Origin of the sequence: Lysobacter sp. KIS68-7 (assembly GCF_021284745.1) — a bacterium.
In the GTDB taxonomy this organism is placed as follows: Bacteria; Pseudomonadota; Gammaproteobacteria; order Xanthomonadales; family Xanthomonadaceae; genus Noviluteimonas.
The window spans coordinates 1,861,849-1,878,269 of the sequence record NZ_CP089925.1; the positions used below are offsets into that span (position 1 = coordinate 1,861,849).

Here is a 16,421-nt window from a genome sequence, read left to right on the forward strand (position 1 = left end):
AGGGGGCGTTCTGTACCCCCTGGCAGTGACCGCTTTCGACCCAAAGCGGACATTGGCCCTTTCATGCAACCTCATCTGCCGATCGGGCGATACGCAGCGCGATCAAAGAACTGGTCTTCGTAATAACCCGAGACGTGCATATGGTATGGGAAGCTCGCCGTCGCGATGACCAATGCGTTGCCATTGGCCCCTATCAACTCCACCCCACCCAAATAGCGACACGTCGCACTCGCGGTTCCAGGAGCTGATCCCGGCTGACCGACGAACTGCATGACGGGATCAGAGCCGAGCGTCGGATGGTCAATCGGCGCCTCCGGATCGAGCCAGCTTTCCGTTTCTAGCGGCGCCACGCAGACGGGATTCGAGAGGGAAATCCTATGTTGCTCATCCATGAGCGGGGCAGGAACGACTCTCGCGATCAACGAGAACACCTCAAACTTGAACTCAAGGTCCTCGCCGTTGGCTACCAGTTCTACCCAACGCCCGTCGATCATCTGCAAAAAGCAGGCGGTGCAAGAATTGAAATGCGGGAAGTCCTTTGCAAAGCCAATCGCAACGACTCCCGTGGACAGGTGTTCCAGCGTAGCTAACGTGTTCGGCTCATGCGGGATCGCGTAGCGGTTCATTGACTGGGGAGCGGGCGGCGACGCGCGCAGTCTGGGGGGATTGCTAAGGGGGAGCAATGTCCGCTTCTGGCCGAAAGCGGACACTCGGCCCCCTCGGCGGGTTTCCACGCCTTTGAGTGCCCGCTTTCCACTCAAAGCGGACATTCGCTTTGCGATTGGCATTTGCGCTTACTTCACTTGCTCAATGTCCGGTAAAGGCCAGCTCTTGTCGAAATATGTCTCGGTGGGACCGTATAGGCGCAAGTACGTAAACCAAGCCTTGCCTGGGATCGTTGGAAGCCAGTTCTTTTCGAACCCGGAAGGGGCCTCCGGAGCAAAGTAGATATCGACGCTCCCATCAGCGTTCTTGAGCAAGTCCATGCGCGACGACCGCTCGGGGATCTCCTCCTTGTTCTCGATGTAGGCGCGTGTATCCAGGTCGTAGGCCGTCACGCACCAAAAGTTTTTTGCGGGTGCGTTGCGTGGAACGCGCAAGCGGTACGTGTTTGAGCCATCAAACGCATGACCGTCCTTGGAATGATAGGTCCCGAGGTACGCCTGACCAACACCGGGTGTCTTGATGACCATCCCTTTCGACGTCCCGCAAGCCTCGTAGGTGTATGCGGAGAGTTCGTCCAGTTGTCGATAAAATTCCGTTTCCGCAGTCCAATCAACGCATAGGACGTAGTCCCACTGCGCGTCTGCTCGATAGCGGCTTCCGGGAAAGCGTTTGTAGAACGAGTTCGCCTTGGCCATCGCTTCGCCAACGAAGGCGCCGTCCTCCAAGATCTTCTTTTGGCGTGCATCGGGACGAAACGGCTTCCCCTTTTCGATTCCCAGCGGCTTCAGAGTCGCCATCACGATGCGGTCACGCTCCTGCACCGGCTCTTGGTTAATGATGTCCGCAAGCAATTCCCAATAGGCCAGTCCCCTAGGCTGCGCCTGTAGATATGTCTTCCCCGCAAGCGTCAGGAATTTCTGCTGCGGAGGCTGCTCGCGCTGACTGTAGGGGTAGATACGCACACTTTCGAGCCACTGCTGCGCCTTGACCGGATCGGGATCGAGGGCACGGAAGCCGAGGGAAATGTTATTCGTCGTTGAAGGAAACACGAGGTAGCCCGTCGTGTCTTTCAATCCAGCCTGTTCGGGAGCGACGATGAGATATTTTGCACCCGCCCCTTTATCCGGTCCGGTCTGCCCCATATCCGTCACTGCGTGCTCCCAGGCATCACTGACGATGCTGCCGTTGGGTCCGGCTGGCAGGTCGATGACGAGGGGTCCGGTACGGGTGAGATTGATGTAGCTGACGATGTAAGGCGTCGTAGCGTTTGGCGTTAACCAACCAAGCTTCTCGCGATACGTTTGAAGGGAGACGATGTCACCGTCGCCTGCTCCGAGTGCTTGGTAATAAAACCGTTGAAACGTAGCAAAGCCGACCAGGGGCAGGCCCCAGATATACGCCTGACATGCGCGCTGGAAGTCGATGCTGTCGAAGAGCTTGGCCACCGTGTCTTCAGTCGGCAGGCCACTCTCGAATGACAGATTGCCAATAGGAGTGTCCACGCTGTGGATCTGTGCTGCGGCGGGATTCGGTTGTTGCGATGCCATGAGCCTTGCTCCTTTCGCGCATTCTTGGAGGCGGCTTTCTGTTGCGTCATCACCCCCGGCCATGCGCATGGTTAGGGCCGGTATTGCGGCGTTGCTGCGCGGTCTTGAATCGTGGTCGGGGTGCCTCAACTGAACAGTCCGCCGACCCAAATTATTTTGCGCCACTTGTTGCCCCTCCGCCGCGGATCGGCCTAATTCCGCCGATAGCGAATGTCCGCTCCTGGCCGAAAGCGGACATCGGCCGCCGGCGCATAAACGGCAATCTGACGCCCTGGCGCTACCGAAAGAGGTCAATGGATAGCTCCTCTTGGTAGGTGTCTGGCAACACCCCGAGGGCTACGTTGAGTGCGGTTACCGTCGTCCAGACCCCGCCTTTAGCGTCGTACTTGAACCGGATCCTCTGTGAGCGCAGCCACTCCTCGACGCCCGCGCGCTGGTGCCTGCCGCTCAACTCACGAAGGTCATCGAACTGCAGCACTTCGGTGTGCAACGGTGACCTGCGTTCGGGGCGAGGTTTGGTCATGGCAGCCGGACAATGCGGCGACGCTTCGGAAAATGCGAGCCACCTAGCGAACCTCTACAGCACCACAACTCGCCGTTACTCGGAAAATGAAGTGGTCTAAGTTGCTGATTTAACGGCTAACTTGGATTGACTCTTAATCAATAGGTCCAAGGTTCGAATCCTTGACGGCCCACCAATCCCGAGAAGCCCCGGCAGCGATGCCGGGGCTTTTTCTTTGCGCCCGCCCGTGGGCTCAGGCTAGCGCTTCCGCCGCCTGCACGCCCCACCACGCGGCTTCTTCGAAGATCGAGTACCCCGACAGGTCCGAATGCGCGATGCGCACGCGCCCGTCCAGCCCGCGCAGCGACGCCAGGCCCGCGTTGTGCAGGAAGCCCGGTGCCGGCACCGCCATTGCGTGGCCGCGGACGGTGATCGACAAGCGCCGCGTGCGACGCCAGAGCTGGTCGCCGTAGGCCTGCAGCAGGTCGGTCGCGGCTTCCTCGCGCAATTCCTCCGGGGAGGCGCGCATGAGCCAGGCGCGCGCCTGGCCGGGAGAGAGGCGATCCAGCGACTGGTAGGCGGAGAACACGCTGCGCGCGGTCGGTGCCACGCGCAGCAACTGGTGCGTGGACACGACGTAGCCCAGCCCACGCCCGCCATGCACCACGTTGTCCCAGGACAGGGCTTCGCCCGGGAGTTCGCGCGGATAGCCTTCGACCAGGAAGTTCGACACGAGCCACGCGGCGTGCGGGCTCGCGTGCGTCGTCGGGTCGTAGCCGCTGCCGGCCATGCCCGGCCAGATGTGCGCCAGCACGTGCAGCGGCATCGCGCTGACGACGTGGTCGGCGCGAAGCGTTTCGGTCGCCAGCGCTGCGCCGTCGTGGCGCGCGGACAGGACTTCGACGCCGTCGGCGCGATCGTGCACGCGTGCTGCGAATCCCGGGCGCAACCAGCGTTCGTGTCCGAGGCGGCGCGTCGTCGCTGCGCGCATGCGCGCGATCATTTCCGACAGTCCGCCCGGCCAGGTGAGCACCGCTTCGTCGGATGCGTTGGCCGCCTTGCCGTCGCGGCTCGCGAAGTAGTGCAGGCCCGCCCACGCGGACACCGAATGCGTGGACGCGCCGTAGTCGTCGCGGCAGCAGTAATCCAGGTACCAGCGCAGGCTCGGTGCGGTGTAGCCGTGGCGATCGAGCCAGTGCGCAAAGGTTTCGCGATCCAGTGCGCGCCATTCCTCGTCGGGGGACGACAACACGACCGGGATGGCGAACAGGCGTCGGCCGTCGCGCCCGCGGCGGATGCGCAGCGCGGCCACGTCCGCGAAGAAGCGCGCTTGCTGCTGCAATTCGTTCGGCGGCAGCCCCTGGCTCGGGAGCAGGTCGTTCTCCCAGCGGCCGTTGCGCAGCAGGCGTTCGCGCGGGGAATGCGACAGCGCCGCTTCGTCGTAGTAGGGCGCGCGATCGTGTTCGCCGTGCAGCAGCAGGCCGACATCCGCCAGGAGGCTGCGGATGTGCGTGGATTCGGTGGAAGGCAGCGGCAGGTAATGCGCGCCCAGCGGGTAGGCTAGGTCGTCGTCGCCGGGGCCTGCGTCGTTGCCTGCGGCGGCGTTGCCGCCATATTCGGGCCCCTGCAGCAGCACGAAGTCGCGCCGACCCGCGCGTGCGAGCGCCCATGCGCACGCCATGCCCGCGACGCCCGAACCGAGGATCGCGATGCCGGTGCGCAGTTCGCCGCGCGGCGGCGGCAGGGCCTTCGCATCGCGCAGCGCATGGCCTTCGCGCATGCCGGGGTAGTCGATGCGCGGCGTGGTTTCCACCGCGCGATGCAAACGCGTCGCACCGAATCCCGCCGCGCCGATCACGCACGCATGTCCCGCGCCGATCAGGAACGTGCGCCGCTTCATCAGCGGATCACCCGGCGCCAATCCTCGTCGAAGTAGCGTACGAGCGTTTGCTCGTCGAGGCGGTTGGCCGGCATGGCCAGGCGCGGCATGTCCTTCGGGAAGACGAACAGGTCGCGCATCGCGTCGGGCGTGAGGAAGCGCGTGGGCACCGACAGCGCGACCGGCACGGCGTAGTCGCGGCGATGGCCCGCGAGCAGGAAGCCCCAGTCGCCGAAGGAGGGCACGTCGCAGTGGTAGGCCCAGGTGTTCAGGCCGGCTTCGCGCAAGGTGGCGTCGATGCTCCAGAACGAGCGCGGCGCGTAGTACGGCGAGGTGGACTGCACCACCATGTAACCGTTCGCCGACAGGTGCCGCGCCATCAGGCGGAACATCGGCACCGAGTACAGGCGGCCGATGCCGAAGTTGGACGGGTCGGGGAAGTCGACGACGATGAAGTCGTACATGCCCGTGTTCGCTTCGAGCCAGCGACCGGCATCGTCGTTCACGACGGTGACGCGTCGATCCTTCAGCGATCCGCGGTTCAGCGCGAGCAGTTCGGGCGAGGTGGAGAACATGCCCGTCATCGCGGGATCCAGGTCCACCAGCGTGACGTGTTCGACGGATTTCGACTTGAGGATCTCGCGCACCGCGAGGCCGTCGCCGCCACCGAGCACGAGCACGCGGCGTGCGTGGGGCAGGGCCTGCAGGCCCGGGTGGACGAGCGCTTCGTGGTAGCGGTGTTCGTCGCGCGAGGAGAACTGCAGGTTGCCGTTGATGTACAGGCGCAGGTCGTCCTGCCAGCGCGTGACGACCAGGCGCTGGAACGGCGTGGATTCGGCATGCACGATTTCGTCGCCGTAGATGCCGCGTTCGGCCCATGCGGTCATGCGGCCGGAAAACGCGAGCCCGGTGCACAGCAAGGCCATCACCAGCACGCCGCGCGTGAGTTGCAGGCGCGGGCGGCTGAGCTCCTCGCGGAAGGCCATCGCGGTCCACAGCGCCACCGCCGTGTTGGACAGGCCGAACAGGAAGGCCGTGCGCAGCAACCCGAGGTAGGGCGCGAGCACCAGCGGGAACACCAGCGATACGACGAGCGCGCCGAGGTAGTCGAACGCGAGCACGCGGCTCACCAGTTCGCGGAACTCGGTGCGGCGCCGGTTGAAGATGCGCATCACCAGCGGGATCTCCATGCCCACCATCAGGCCGAGCACGAAGACCATCACGTACAGCGACGTGCGGAACGGCGTGGACACCCACGCGAAGATGATGAAGAGCACCGCGGCCGACGCGCCGCCGACCAGCCCGATCAGCATCTCCAGGTCGACGAAGCGATCGAGCACGTCCTCGTCTTCGACGTAGCGCGAGGCCCACGAGCCGATGCCCATCGCGAACAGGTAGCAGCCGATGACCGACGAGAACTGCAGGATCGAATCGCCGAGCAGGTAGCTCGCGAGCGCGCTGCTGATCAGTTCATAACCCAGGCCGCACGACGCGACGATCAGGACCGAAAGAATGAGGGCGCGATCGCGCATGTAAGAAAAATTCTGATGGAGGCCGGCGCACGCCCCGAGCCGGGCGCCCACTGTATCGACTGCGCATGCCTCGGCCAACTGGCTATACTCGCCGAGGACTTCGGGGGAGGTTACGGATGACTGTGTTCTTCGATGCGTTGGTGCCTTACCTGGCCTACCTCGCATCCGCGCTCACGATGCTGGTCGCGTTCGTGCTGGTCTACAGCCGCGTCACGCGCTTCGACGAATGGGCGTTGATCCGCGAAGGCAATGCCGCCGCCGCGCTGTCGCTGGGCGGTGCGCTGCTCGGTTTCAGTTGCACGCTCGCCTTCAGCATCGCGTTGCACGCGAGCTGGCATGCGTTCGTCGCGTGGGCGGTGGCCGCGATGGTCGTGCAGTTGGTGGCCTACGCCATCGTCGCGCGCGCCATGCGCCACATGAACCAGGCGATCCATGACGGCAACACCGCCATGGGCGGCCTGATGGGCGCCATTTCGCTGGGCGTGGGCGTGGTCAACGCCGCCTGCCTGACCTGACCTCCCGTTCGTTTCGCCGAGGGCTTTCGCCATGGGTATCGGTTCGTTCATCCGCAAGCAGTTCATCGACATCCTGCAATGGGTGGAGGACGGCGACGGCACGCTCGCCTGGCGCCATCCCATGGAGGACATGGAAATCCAGTACGGCGCGAGCCTGACGGTGCGCGATTCGCAGGTCGCGGTCTTCGTCAACGAAGGGCGCATCGCCGATGTCTTCGGCCCGGGCATGTACAAGCTCACGACGAAGACGCTGCCGGTGCTCACGGCGCTGCAGCACTGGGACAAGCTGTTCGAATCGCCGTTCAAGTCGGACGTGATCTTCTTCTCCACGCGCCTGCAGCTCGGGCGGCGTTGGGGAACGGCCCAACCGGTGACCATCCGCGACAGCGAGTTCGGCATGGTGCGGGTGCGCGCGCATGGCGTGTACAGCTACAAGGTCGCGGACGTGGAGCGCTTCTACCGCGAGATCGTGGGCACGCGCGGCGTGTACACGGTCGAAGACCTGGAAGAACAACTGCGCAACCTCGTGGTCGCCGCCATGGCCGACACGCTCGGCAACGGCGGCGTGCCGTTCCTCGACCTCGCGGCCAACCAGGCAGTGATGGCGCAGCGCATGCAGGTGCAGCTGGCGCCGGTGTTCGAGCGCTATGGCGTCGCGCTGGAAAACTTCGCGGTCGAAAGCGTGTCGCTGCCGGAGGAATTGCAGAAGGCGCTCGATACGCGCATCGCGCTCGGCATGTCGGGCGACCTCGACAAGTTCACGAAATACCAGACGGCCACCGCCATTCCGATGGCGGCGCAGAACGAAGGCGGCATCGCCGGCGTGGGCGCGGGCCTGGCTGCGGGCGCATTGATGGGGCAGGCGATGTCGCAATCGATGGCGCCGCCTGCACAGCCCGCAGGCGCCGCACCGGCGGCCGCCGCCGACCCGGTGGCGAAACTGCAGCAGCTCAAGCGCATGCTGGAACTCCAGCTGATCACGGCGGAGGAATACGACGCCGCGAAGGCGCAGATCCTGCGCAACATGGCCGGCTGACGATGCAGGAAGTCCTGTGCCCCCAGTGCGGGGCAGCGGTCCGCTTCGAATCCGCGGGTGCGGTGATGGTGGTGTGCGGCGCATGCCGCAGCACGATCACGAAGGACGCCGACGTCGCGAAAACCATCGGGCACCTGGCCGCGGTGGTGGAGGACGGCTCGCCGGTCCGCATCGGCACGCGCGGGCGACAGCAGGATCGCGGTTTCCATGTCGTCGGTCGCCTGAGCATGCAGTACGACGCGGGCGGCTGGAACGAGTGGTACGTGCTGTTCGACGACGGCGCCGATGGCTGGCTTTCGGATGCATCGGGGCAATACGCGCTGATGCGGCGCATGTCGGATGCGAAGCTGCTGGCGCCATTGCCTGCATACGAGGATGTGCGCGTCGGGCAGGGGATCAAGATCGACGGCGTGCTCTACTACGTCTCCGATCGGCGCGAAAGCCGCTGCATCGGCGGCGAAGGCGAGTTGCCGGTGAACGCCGCAGACGGCTGGGACGCGCGCGCCGCGGACTGCCGCAGGGGCCAGGCGTTCGCGACGATCGACTACGCCGACGACGCTCCAGTGATCTATTCCGGCACCGCCGCCGAGCGCACCGACCTCGATCCGCAGACGCTGCGCAGCAAGGACGAGATCAAGGCGAGCACGGAACGCTATCGCGGCCGCGTGATGCCGCTGGACTGCCCGAACTGCGGCGGCAGCGTGACCATCGCGGCGGCGATGGCGACGCAGGTGGTGTGTCCTTCGTGCAGTTCGCTGCTCGACTGCAGCGGCGACCGTGCGGAAATCATCGAAGCGAACAAGCGCGCAGCCACCCTCAAGACCACGTTGGCGCTTGGCGCCGTCGGCAAGTTCAACGTCCCGTACACCGTCATCGGCGTCATGCGCTGCGACGTACCGGGCGATACCTCCGAGCCGGCGTGGTTCGAATACCTGCTGTTCAACCCCGAGGCCGGTTACCTGTGGCTGGTGGAAACCGAGGACGGTTGGCAGCGCGTCACCGTCAGCGACGAGTGGCCCACCGTGGTCAGCGATGCGACCTGCATGTTCCGCGGCATGGCGTGGTCGCCCCAGTACGACTATCGCGCGCGGGTGACGGCCGTGTTCGGTGCGTTCAACTGGCGCGTGCGGCGCGGCGACTCCCGGCGCGTCACCGATTTCAAATGCCAGAAGCGCGAAACGCTGACGCGCGAGCAGACCGACGATGAGATCACCTGGTCGCTGGCTTCGGCGATTCCGGAGGCGAGCGTCAGGATCGCCTTCGGCCTGCCGAAGGCCGTGCGCGCGCCGGTACGCGCTGCCCGGGAGGAGACGGACGACGACGATGTCAACGTCGAAAACGCCACCGCGCCGTCCACCGTCGCCTGGATCGCTACGGTGGTCTTCTTCGTCCTCTCCGAGAGCATCAGCATGGGTGCGTTCTGGCTGGGCCTGGCGCTGGTGTGGGCGCCGGTCGCATTCCTGTACGCCCACGAGGAGGCGTCATGAAGCTTCGGTTGCTTTACATCGTCTATGTCGTCCTCGTGGTGGTGGCCTGCGTCGCCGCGGGCCAGGAAGACGACGACGGCCGCAGCTGGGGGAATTCGACCGGCCGCTCCGGATGGACCTCGGGCGGCGGGCACAAATAGCCCCGGGAGGGGGCTTGGGACGGCCGTCCGTTCCATTGGGCGGCCCCGGGCTTCACAATCGCCCCGCGCGAAAGTGGCGGAACTGGTAGACGCACTGGATTTAGGTTCCAGCGCCGCAAGGCGTGCGGGTTCGAGTCCCGCCTTTCGCATTTGCCCGCCCGGGGAGCCGCCCGATGTGGCGGCTGGCCGGTGTTTCGGCCAAACTACCCCGTTCCGCCGACCCGCCAGGGCCGGTCAGCCACCTCAATTCACGAAGAGCTCCCAGCAATGCAAGTCTCGGTCGAAACGCTCGGCAACCTCGAACGCCGCATGACCTTCCGCCTCCCGGCGGACACGGTCGACACCCAGGTTGGCGGCCGCCTGCGCGAAATCGCGCGCACGGCCCGCATCAAGGGCTTCCGCCCCGGCAAGGTGCCGACGAAGGTGATCGAACAGCGCTACGGCGACCAGGTCCGTTCGGAAATCCTCAACGGCATGCTGCGCGAGAGCTTCGATAACGCCGTGCGCGAGAACGAACTCCGCCTGGCCGGCAATCCGCAGATCGAGCAGAGCGCCGAAGCGGCGGGCGAAGGCGAACTGGCCTACGTCGCCACCTTCGAAGTGGTGCCGGACTTCGGCGACATCGACATGGCCGCGCTCAACGTCGTGCGCCACACCTCGGACGTCGAAAACGCCGACATCGACCGCATGATCGAAAACCTCCGCCAGCAGCGCCAGAGCTGGACGCGCGTGGAGCGCGCCGCCAAGGCCGGCGACCTCGCCACGCTGGAGAACTGGTCCGAAGTCGACGGCGTGCGCCGTCCGTCCGAGGGCGCGGAGAAGGGCAGCACGGTGCTCGGTTCGGGCGCGATGCTGAAGGAACTCGAAGACGCCGTCGTCGGCATGTCGCCGAACGAAGAGAAGACCGTCAAGGTCGACTTCCCGGCCGACTGGCGCATCGCCGAATTCGCCGGCAAGCAGGTGGACATCCACATGCAGCTGCTGGAGCTCTCCGAGCCGGTGCTGCCGGAAGTCGACGCCGCATTCATCCGCAGCTTCGGCGTGAAGTCCGGCGAAAGCGACCAGTTCCGCAACGAAATCCGCAGCAACCTGGAGCGCGAGCTCAAGGGCGCGCTGATGCAGCGCCTGCGCCGCGAAGTGGGCGAGCAGCTGGTCGAGAAGTACAAGGGCGTCGAACTGCCGCCGCGCGTGGTCGAGAACGAAGCCCGCTCGCTGCAGGCCAACATGGCCGAGCAGGCGCGCCGCTCCGGCCAGCGCCTGGATCCGTCGCTGGAGCCGTTCATGGACGCCGCGCGCAAGCGCGTGCTGGTCGCGCTGCTGGTCGGCGAGATCGCCCGCCGCAACGACCTGCGCCTGGAACAGCGCCGCGTGAACGAAACCATGCGCTTGATCGCATCTACGTATGAAGAGCCGGAGCAGGTCATTGAGTTGTACCGCAACGACCCCCAGCTCATGGCAGGCTTGCAGTCGCGGGTGATGGAAGAGCAGGTGATCGACTGGATCGCCGAGCGGGCCCAGCACACCGAGCAGGCGCTATCCTTCCAGGACGCGATCCGCCAGTAAGCGGGGCCGCACCAACGAGAGAAACCATGAGCCACGAAACGAAAGCCCTGAACCTCGTGCCGATGGTGGTCGAACAGACCAGCCGCGGCGAGCGCGCGTACGACATCTATTCGCGGTTGCTCAAGGAGCGGGTGATCTTCCTCGTGGGCGGCATCGACGACCACGTCGCCAACGTGATCGTCGCCCAGATGCTCTTCCTCGAGGCGGAAAACCCCGAGAAGGACATCAGCCTGTACATCAACTCGCCGGGCGGCATCGTCACGGCGGGCATGGCGATCTACGACACCATGCAGTACATCAAGCCCGACGTGAGCACCATCTGCGTCGGGCAGGCCGCCTCGATGGGCGCGCTGCTGCTGGCCTCGGGCGCGAAGGGCAAGCGCTATGCGCTGCCGAATTCGCGCGTGATGATCCACCAGCCGCTGGGCGGCTTCCAGGGCCAGGCCACGGACATCGACATCCATGCCCGTGAAATCCTCACCCTGCGCCAGCGCCTGAACGAGATCCTGTCCAAGCACACCGGCCAGGCCCTCGAGACCATCGCGCGCGACACCGAACGCGACAACTTCAAGAGCGCCGAGGCGGCGCGCGAGTACGGCCTGGTCGACCAGGTCCTCGAGCGGCGCCCCGAAGACTCGATCCAGGCCGCCTGAACGGGGCCGGCGCCGGGCGATCCGGCATGACATTGACCAGCGCGACGGGCTCGGTAGACAACCGGGCCCCGAATGCTATTCTCGGGCCGCAACCGTGTGGCCTAAGCAGGTGTGGGGAATGAGCGAAGACCGTCAAGGCCGATCCGGCGACAGCAACAAGATCCTGTATTGCTCGTTCTGCGGGAAAAGCCAGCATGAGGTCCGCAAGCTGATCGCGGGCCCGAGCGTGTTCATCTGCGATGAATGCGTCGAGCTCTGCAACGACATCATCCGCGAGGAGCTCGAGGAGAAGGCGCAGTCGGCCCGCAGCCACCTGCCCAAGCCCCGTGAGATCCTGGACGTGCTGGACCAGTACGTTATCGGCCAGTCGCGCGCGAAGAAGACGCTCGCCGTGGCCGTCTACAACCACTACAAGCGCATCGAGAGCCGGCAGAAGAACGACGACGTCGAACTGGCGAAGTCGAACATCCTGCTCGTCGGCCCGACCGGTTCGGGCAAGACGCTGCTGGCCGAGACGCTGGCGCGCCTGCTCAACGTGCCGTTCACGATCGCCGATGCCACGACGCTCACCGAAGCCGGCTACGTCGGTGAGGACGTCGAGAACATCATCCAGAAGCTCCTGCAGAAGTGCGACTACGACGTCGAGAAGGCGCAGCAGGGCATCGTGTACATCGACGAGATCGACAAGATCTCGCGCAAGAGTGAAAACCCGTCGATCACGCGCGATGTCTCCGGTGAAGGCGTGCAGCAGGCGCTGCTCAAGCTCATCGAAGGCACCATCGCCAGCGTGCCGCCGCAGGGCGGCCGCAAGCACCCGCAGCAGGAATTCCTGCAGGTCGACACGCGCAACATCCTGTTCATCGTCGGCGGCGCGTTCGCGGGCCTGGACAAGATCATCCAGCAGCGTTCGACGGAAGCCGGCGGCATCGGCTTCGGCGCGAAGGTGAAGAGCTCGGAGCGCAAGCAGGACGTCGGCAAGATCCTGTCGGAAGTCGAACCCGAAGACCTGATCAAGTTCGGCCTCATCCCCGAGTTCGTCGGCCGCCTGCCGGTCGTGGCGACGCTCGAGGAACTCGACGAAGCCGCGCTGATGAAGATCCTCACCGAGCCGAAGAACGCGATCAGCAAGCAGTTCCGCAAGCTGTTCGAGATGGAAGGCGTCGAGTTGGAACTGCGCCCGGATGCCCTCAGCGCCATCGCGCGCAAGGCGCTCAAGCGCAAGACCGGCGCGCGCGGCCTGCGCACCATCGTCGAATCGGTGCTGCTCGACACGATGTACGAACTGCCCTCGCTCGAGAACGTGAGCAAGGTGGTGGTGGACGAGTCGGTCATCGAGCACAAGTCCGAGCCCTACCTCATCTACCAGACGCCTCCGGCCACGCCGAAGGCCGCAGGGGCAGAATGATCCACGGCACCGGCCCAGCCGGTGCCGCCCAGCCAAGCCGCTGTCGCGCCCGTCCGTCGGGGCGCGGTACCGCCGTGCGCGCGCCTGTCCGGGACCACCCGGGGCGCCTTCACAAGCCCGACTTCGGGCCCCATCACGAATGCACCTCCGGGCGCTTGCATCCCCCGAGGGCACGCCCCATAACCGGTCCTGCGGCGCCGCTTGTGCGCCGCCTTGACCCCCGCCCCCCTATCGTGGGCCGAGGTCGCCGCACCGTACCGTCCTGACCACCACTGGAGCCTCCATGACCCAACATGCCGAAACCTTCGACCTGCCGGTGCTGCCGCTGCGCGATGTCGTGGTGTTTCCGCACATGGTCATCCCCTTGTTCGTCGGCCGCGACAAATCTATCCGCGCCCTCGACCAGGCGATGGAAGCCGACAAACGCATCCTGCTGGTCGCGCAGAAGTCCGCCGACACGGACGCGCCCGGCGCGAAGGACCTGCACGAGATCGGCACGCTGGCCCAGGTGCTCCAGCTGCTGAAGCTGCCCGACGGCACGATCAAGGTGCTGGTCGAAGGCATGTCGCGCGCCCGCGTCACCGACGTGGAGGAGAAGGACGGCGCGCTGTCCGGCCGCGGTGCGCAGGTCGACTCCGAATCCGCGCGCGAGCAGCGCGAAGTGGAAGCCGTCGCGCGCTCGCTGATGTCGCTGTTCGAACAGTACGTCAAGACCAATCGCAAGCTCCCGCCGGAACTGCTGCAGACGCTCAGCGGCATCGACGATCCGAGCCGCCTGGCCGACACCATCGCCGCGCACCTCGGCGTGCGCATGACCGACAAGCAGCGCCTGCTGGAAACGCTCGACATCGGCGCGCGCCTGGAACTCCTCGTCGGCCTGGTCGACGGCGAGATCGACGTGCAGCAGCTGGAAAAGCGCATCCGCGGCCGCGTGAAGTCGCAGATGGAGAAGAGCCAGCGCGAGTACTACCTCAACGAACAGATGAAGGCGATCCAGAAGGAGCTCGGCGAGATCGACGACGCGCCGAACGACCTGGACGAACTCGCACGCAAGATCGCCGAAGCCGGCATGCCCAAGCCCGTCGAGGCGAAGGCGCGCAACGAAATGGCCAAGCTCAAGCAGATGTCGCCGATGTCGGCCGAAGCCGCCGTCGTGCGCAACTACCTGGACTGGTTGCTCGGCGTGCCGTGGAAGAAGAAGAACAAGGTGCGCAAGGACCTCAAGGTCGCGCAGGACGTGCTCGACGCCGACCACTATGGCCTGGAGCGCGTCAAGGAACGCATCCTGGAATACCTCGCGGTGCAGGCGCGCGTGCAGAAGCTCAAGGGTCCGATCCTCTGCCTCGTGGGTCCGCCGGGCGTGGGCAAGACCTCGCTGGGCCAGTCGATCGCCAAGGCCACCAACCGCAAGTTCGTGCGCATGTCGCTCGGCGGCGTGCGCGATGAAGCGGAAATCCGCGGGCATCGCCGCACCTACGTGGGTTCGATGCCGGGCCGCATCGTGCAGAACCTCAACAAGGTCGGCAGCAAGAACCCGCTGTTCGTGCTCGACGAAATCGACAAGATGTCGATGGACTTCCGCGGCGATCCGTCCTCGGCGCTGCTGGAGGTGCTGGATCCGGAGCAGAACAACGCCTTCAACGACCATTACCTGGAAGTCGACCTCGACCTGTCGGAAGTGATGTTCGTGGCGACGTCCAACTCGCTCAACATCCCCGGCCCGCTGCTCGACCGCATGGAAGTGATCCGCATCCCGGGTTACACCGAGGAAGAGAAGCTCAACATCGCCATGCGTTATCTCGTTCCGAAGCAGCTGAAGGCCAACGGCCTGAAGGGCGAGGAACTGAAGATCGCCGAGAGCGCGATCCGCGACGTCGTGCGCTACTACACGCGCGAATCCGGCGTGCGCAACCTCGAGCGCGAAATCGCGAAGATCTCGCGCAAGGTGGTGAAGGAACTCGCCCTGGCCGGTCCGAAGAAAAAGGCGAAGTCGAGCACCGTCACGGTCACCTCGAAGAACCTGGACAAGTACCTCGGCGTGCGCCGCTTCGACTACGGCCGCGTGGAAACGGAAAACGAGATCGGCCTGGTCACGGGCCTGGCGTGGACGGAAGTCGGCGGCGACCTGCTGCAGATCGAATCCACGCTGGTGCCGGGCAAGGGCCAGCTGATCCTCACCGGCCAGCTGGGCGACGTCATGAAGGAATCGGCGTCGGCCGCGTTGTCCGTCGTGCGTGCGCGCACCGAGCGCTTCGGCATCGACCTGGACTTCCTGCAGAAGTACGACGTGCACCTGCACGTGCCTGAAGGTGCGACGCCGAAGGACGGCCCGAGCGCCGGCATCGCGATGGCCACCGCGCTCGTCTCCACGCTGACCAAGATCCCGGTCAAGAACGACGTTGCGATGACCGGCGAGATCACCTTGCGCGGCAAGGTGCTCGGCATCGGCGGCCTGAAGGAGAAGTTGCTGGCGGCCATGCGCGGCGGAATCCGCACGGTGATCATCCCCGAGGAGAACCGCAAGGACCTCGCCGACATCCCGAAGGCTGTGACGCAGGGCATGAAGATCGTCCCCGTGCGCTGGATCGACGAAGTGCTCGACCTGGCCCTGGAACGCCCGCTGGCGCCCACCACGGCCGGCAGCGTGGGTGGGGTCCAGGTGGCCGAACCGGGCAGTCCGCCGGCCACGCAGCCGGACGTCACGCATTGACCTCCCGTCGTTGCCGCGGAAAAACCCCGCTGGTATAACGACCGCCATCACCCGCTGCGCCCCATCGTGCGCAGCGGTTCTTAGACCGGGGAAGCCGCCAGGATGCGAACGCCGACTACGGGCGCTGCATTCGGCTTGCCCGGTCCCAACAGCGGTTTCTTACCGGGAGTCCCAAGCATGAACAAAGCCGAATTGATCGATGCCGTCGCCGAAGGCGCAGAACTGACGAAGGCCGATGCCGGCCGCGCCGTCGACGCGGTGATCGCTGCGATCACGAAGGCCCTCAAGAAGGGCGACACCGTGACGGTGGTGGGCTTCGGTACGTTCGCCGTGCGCAAGCGCGCAGCGCGCGAAGGCCGCAACCCGCGCACGGGCGAAACCATCAAGGTCGCTGCCTCCATGAATCCTGCGTTCAAGGCCGGCAAGGCGCTGAAGGACGCGGTCAACTGATTCGTTTCTTGTTGTGCGGCGGGTGCTTAGCTCAGCGGTAGAGCGTCTCCTTTACACGGAGAGGGTCGGGGGTTCGATCCCCTCAGCACCCACCACCCGCATAAAGATTTCGTTCCAAGTGTTGCGCGGCCCGAAGCAGATCAGTATTATTTCGGGCTCCGCGGAGTGGTAGTTCAGTCGGTTAGAATGCTGGCCTGTCACGCCGGAGGTCGCGGGTTCGAGTCCCGTCCACTCCGCCACTAGTTCCAAAGAAAAGCGCCCGAAAGGGCGCTTTTTCTTTGCCCGGCGGCAGGCCCGCCAGCCCGGCCCGGAAGCGGCTACACTGCGCGGCTCACG

Annotated in this window: 13 protein-coding genes and 3 tRNA genes; 12 read left to right on the forward strand and 4 right to left on the reverse strand. The window is 65.3% G+C overall.

Annotated features, from left to right (window positions below; genetic code table 11):
- Positions 1-71: 71 nt before the first annotated feature.
- From LVB87_RS09025 to LVB87_RS09040, 4 genes are all read right to left on the reverse strand, one after another.
- Positions 72-626 carry a hypothetical protein gene (locus LVB87_RS09025; protein WP_232897653.1) on the reverse strand — a complete coding sequence of 185 codons (555 nt, stop codon included), beginning with the start codon at positions 624-626 and terminating at the stop codon, positions 72-74.
- 168 nt (positions 627-794) lie between these two features.
- On the reverse strand, positions 795-2,213 hold the full coding sequence (locus tag LVB87_RS09030) for a DUF1254 domain-containing protein (protein ID WP_232897654.1): 1,419 nt from the start codon (positions 2,211-2,213) through the stop codon (positions 795-797).
- A 755-nt stretch (positions 2,214-2,968) separates the two neighbouring features.
- Complete coding sequence (locus tag LVB87_RS09035) at positions 2,969-4,615, reverse strand: NAD(P)-binding protein (protein WP_232897655.1); 1,647 nt, start codon at positions 4,613-4,615, stop codon at positions 2,969-2,971.
- Positions 4,615-6,126 (reverse strand): polyamine aminopropyltransferase, encoded by a 1,512-nt coding sequence (locus tag LVB87_RS09040; protein WP_232897656.1) that lies wholly within the window; start codon positions 6,124-6,126, stop codon positions 4,615-4,617. Before LVB87_RS09040 ends, LVB87_RS09035 begins: the two co-directional genes overlap by 1 nt.
- A gap of 116 nt (positions 6,127-6,242) precedes the next feature.
- On the opposite strand from LVB87_RS09040, the gene LVB87_RS09045 reads away from it, so the two are divergent.
- From LVB87_RS09045 to LVB87_RS09100, 12 genes are all read left to right on the forward strand, one after another.
- Positions 6,243-6,641, forward strand: coding sequence for a DUF350 domain-containing protein (locus tag LVB87_RS09045; RefSeq protein WP_232897657.1), 399 nt, complete (start codon positions 6,243-6,245; stop codon positions 6,639-6,641).
- Between the two features lie 31 nt (positions 6,642-6,672).
- Positions 6,673-7,677, forward strand: a complete 1,005-nt coding sequence (locus tag LVB87_RS09050) for an SPFH domain-containing protein (RefSeq protein ID WP_232897658.1) — start codon at positions 6,673-6,675, stop codon at positions 7,675-7,677.
- A gap of 2 nt (positions 7,678-7,679) precedes the next feature.
- A complete protein-coding gene (locus LVB87_RS09055; RefSeq protein WP_232897659.1) occupies positions 7,680-9,164 on the forward strand; it encodes a DUF4178 domain-containing protein in 1,485 nt (494 codons plus the stop codon).
- On the forward strand, positions 9,161-9,304 hold the full coding sequence (locus LVB87_RS09060) for a hypothetical protein (protein WP_232897660.1): 144 nt from the start codon (positions 9,161-9,163) through the stop codon (positions 9,302-9,304). The genes LVB87_RS09055 and LVB87_RS09060 overlap by 4 nt, the downstream gene beginning before the upstream one ends.
- A gap of 67 nt (positions 9,305-9,371) precedes the next feature.
- Positions 9,372-9,453: transfer RNA gene (locus LVB87_RS09065), tRNA-Leu, on the forward strand.
- A gap of 118 nt (positions 9,454-9,571) precedes the next feature.
- Complete coding sequence (gene tig, locus LVB87_RS09070) at positions 9,572-10,867, forward strand: trigger factor (RefSeq protein ID WP_232897661.1); 1,296 nt, start codon at positions 9,572-9,574, stop codon at positions 10,865-10,867.
- 26 nt (positions 10,868-10,893) lie between these two features.
- Positions 10,894-11,520, forward strand: coding sequence for an ATP-dependent Clp endopeptidase proteolytic subunit ClpP (gene clpP / locus LVB87_RS09075; RefSeq protein WP_232897662.1), 627 nt, complete (start codon positions 10,894-10,896; stop codon positions 11,518-11,520).
- 118 nt (positions 11,521-11,638) lie between these two features.
- Positions 11,639-12,925: an ATP-dependent Clp protease ATP-binding subunit ClpX gene (gene clpX / locus LVB87_RS09080; protein WP_232897663.1), complete on the forward strand. Its 1,287-nt coding sequence runs from the start codon at positions 11,639-11,641 to the stop codon at positions 12,923-12,925.
- Positions 12,926-13,208: 283 nt separating this feature from the next.
- On the forward strand, positions 13,209-15,635 hold the full coding sequence (lon, locus tag LVB87_RS09085; RefSeq protein ID WP_232897664.1) for an endopeptidase La: 2,427 nt from the start codon (positions 13,209-13,211) through the stop codon (positions 15,633-15,635).
- A gap of 177 nt (positions 15,636-15,812) precedes the next feature.
- Positions 15,813-16,085 (forward strand): HU family DNA-binding protein, encoded by a 273-nt coding sequence (locus tag LVB87_RS09090; RefSeq protein WP_156641506.1) that lies wholly within the window; start codon positions 15,813-15,815, stop codon positions 16,083-16,085.
- A 20-nt stretch (positions 16,086-16,105) separates the two neighbouring features.
- A tRNA-Val gene (locus LVB87_RS09095) sits at positions 16,106-16,180 on the forward strand.
- A 67-nt stretch (positions 16,181-16,247) separates the two neighbouring features.
- Positions 16,248-16,324: transfer RNA gene (locus LVB87_RS09100), tRNA-Asp, on the forward strand.
- Positions 16,325-16,421 lie beyond the last annotated feature (97 nt).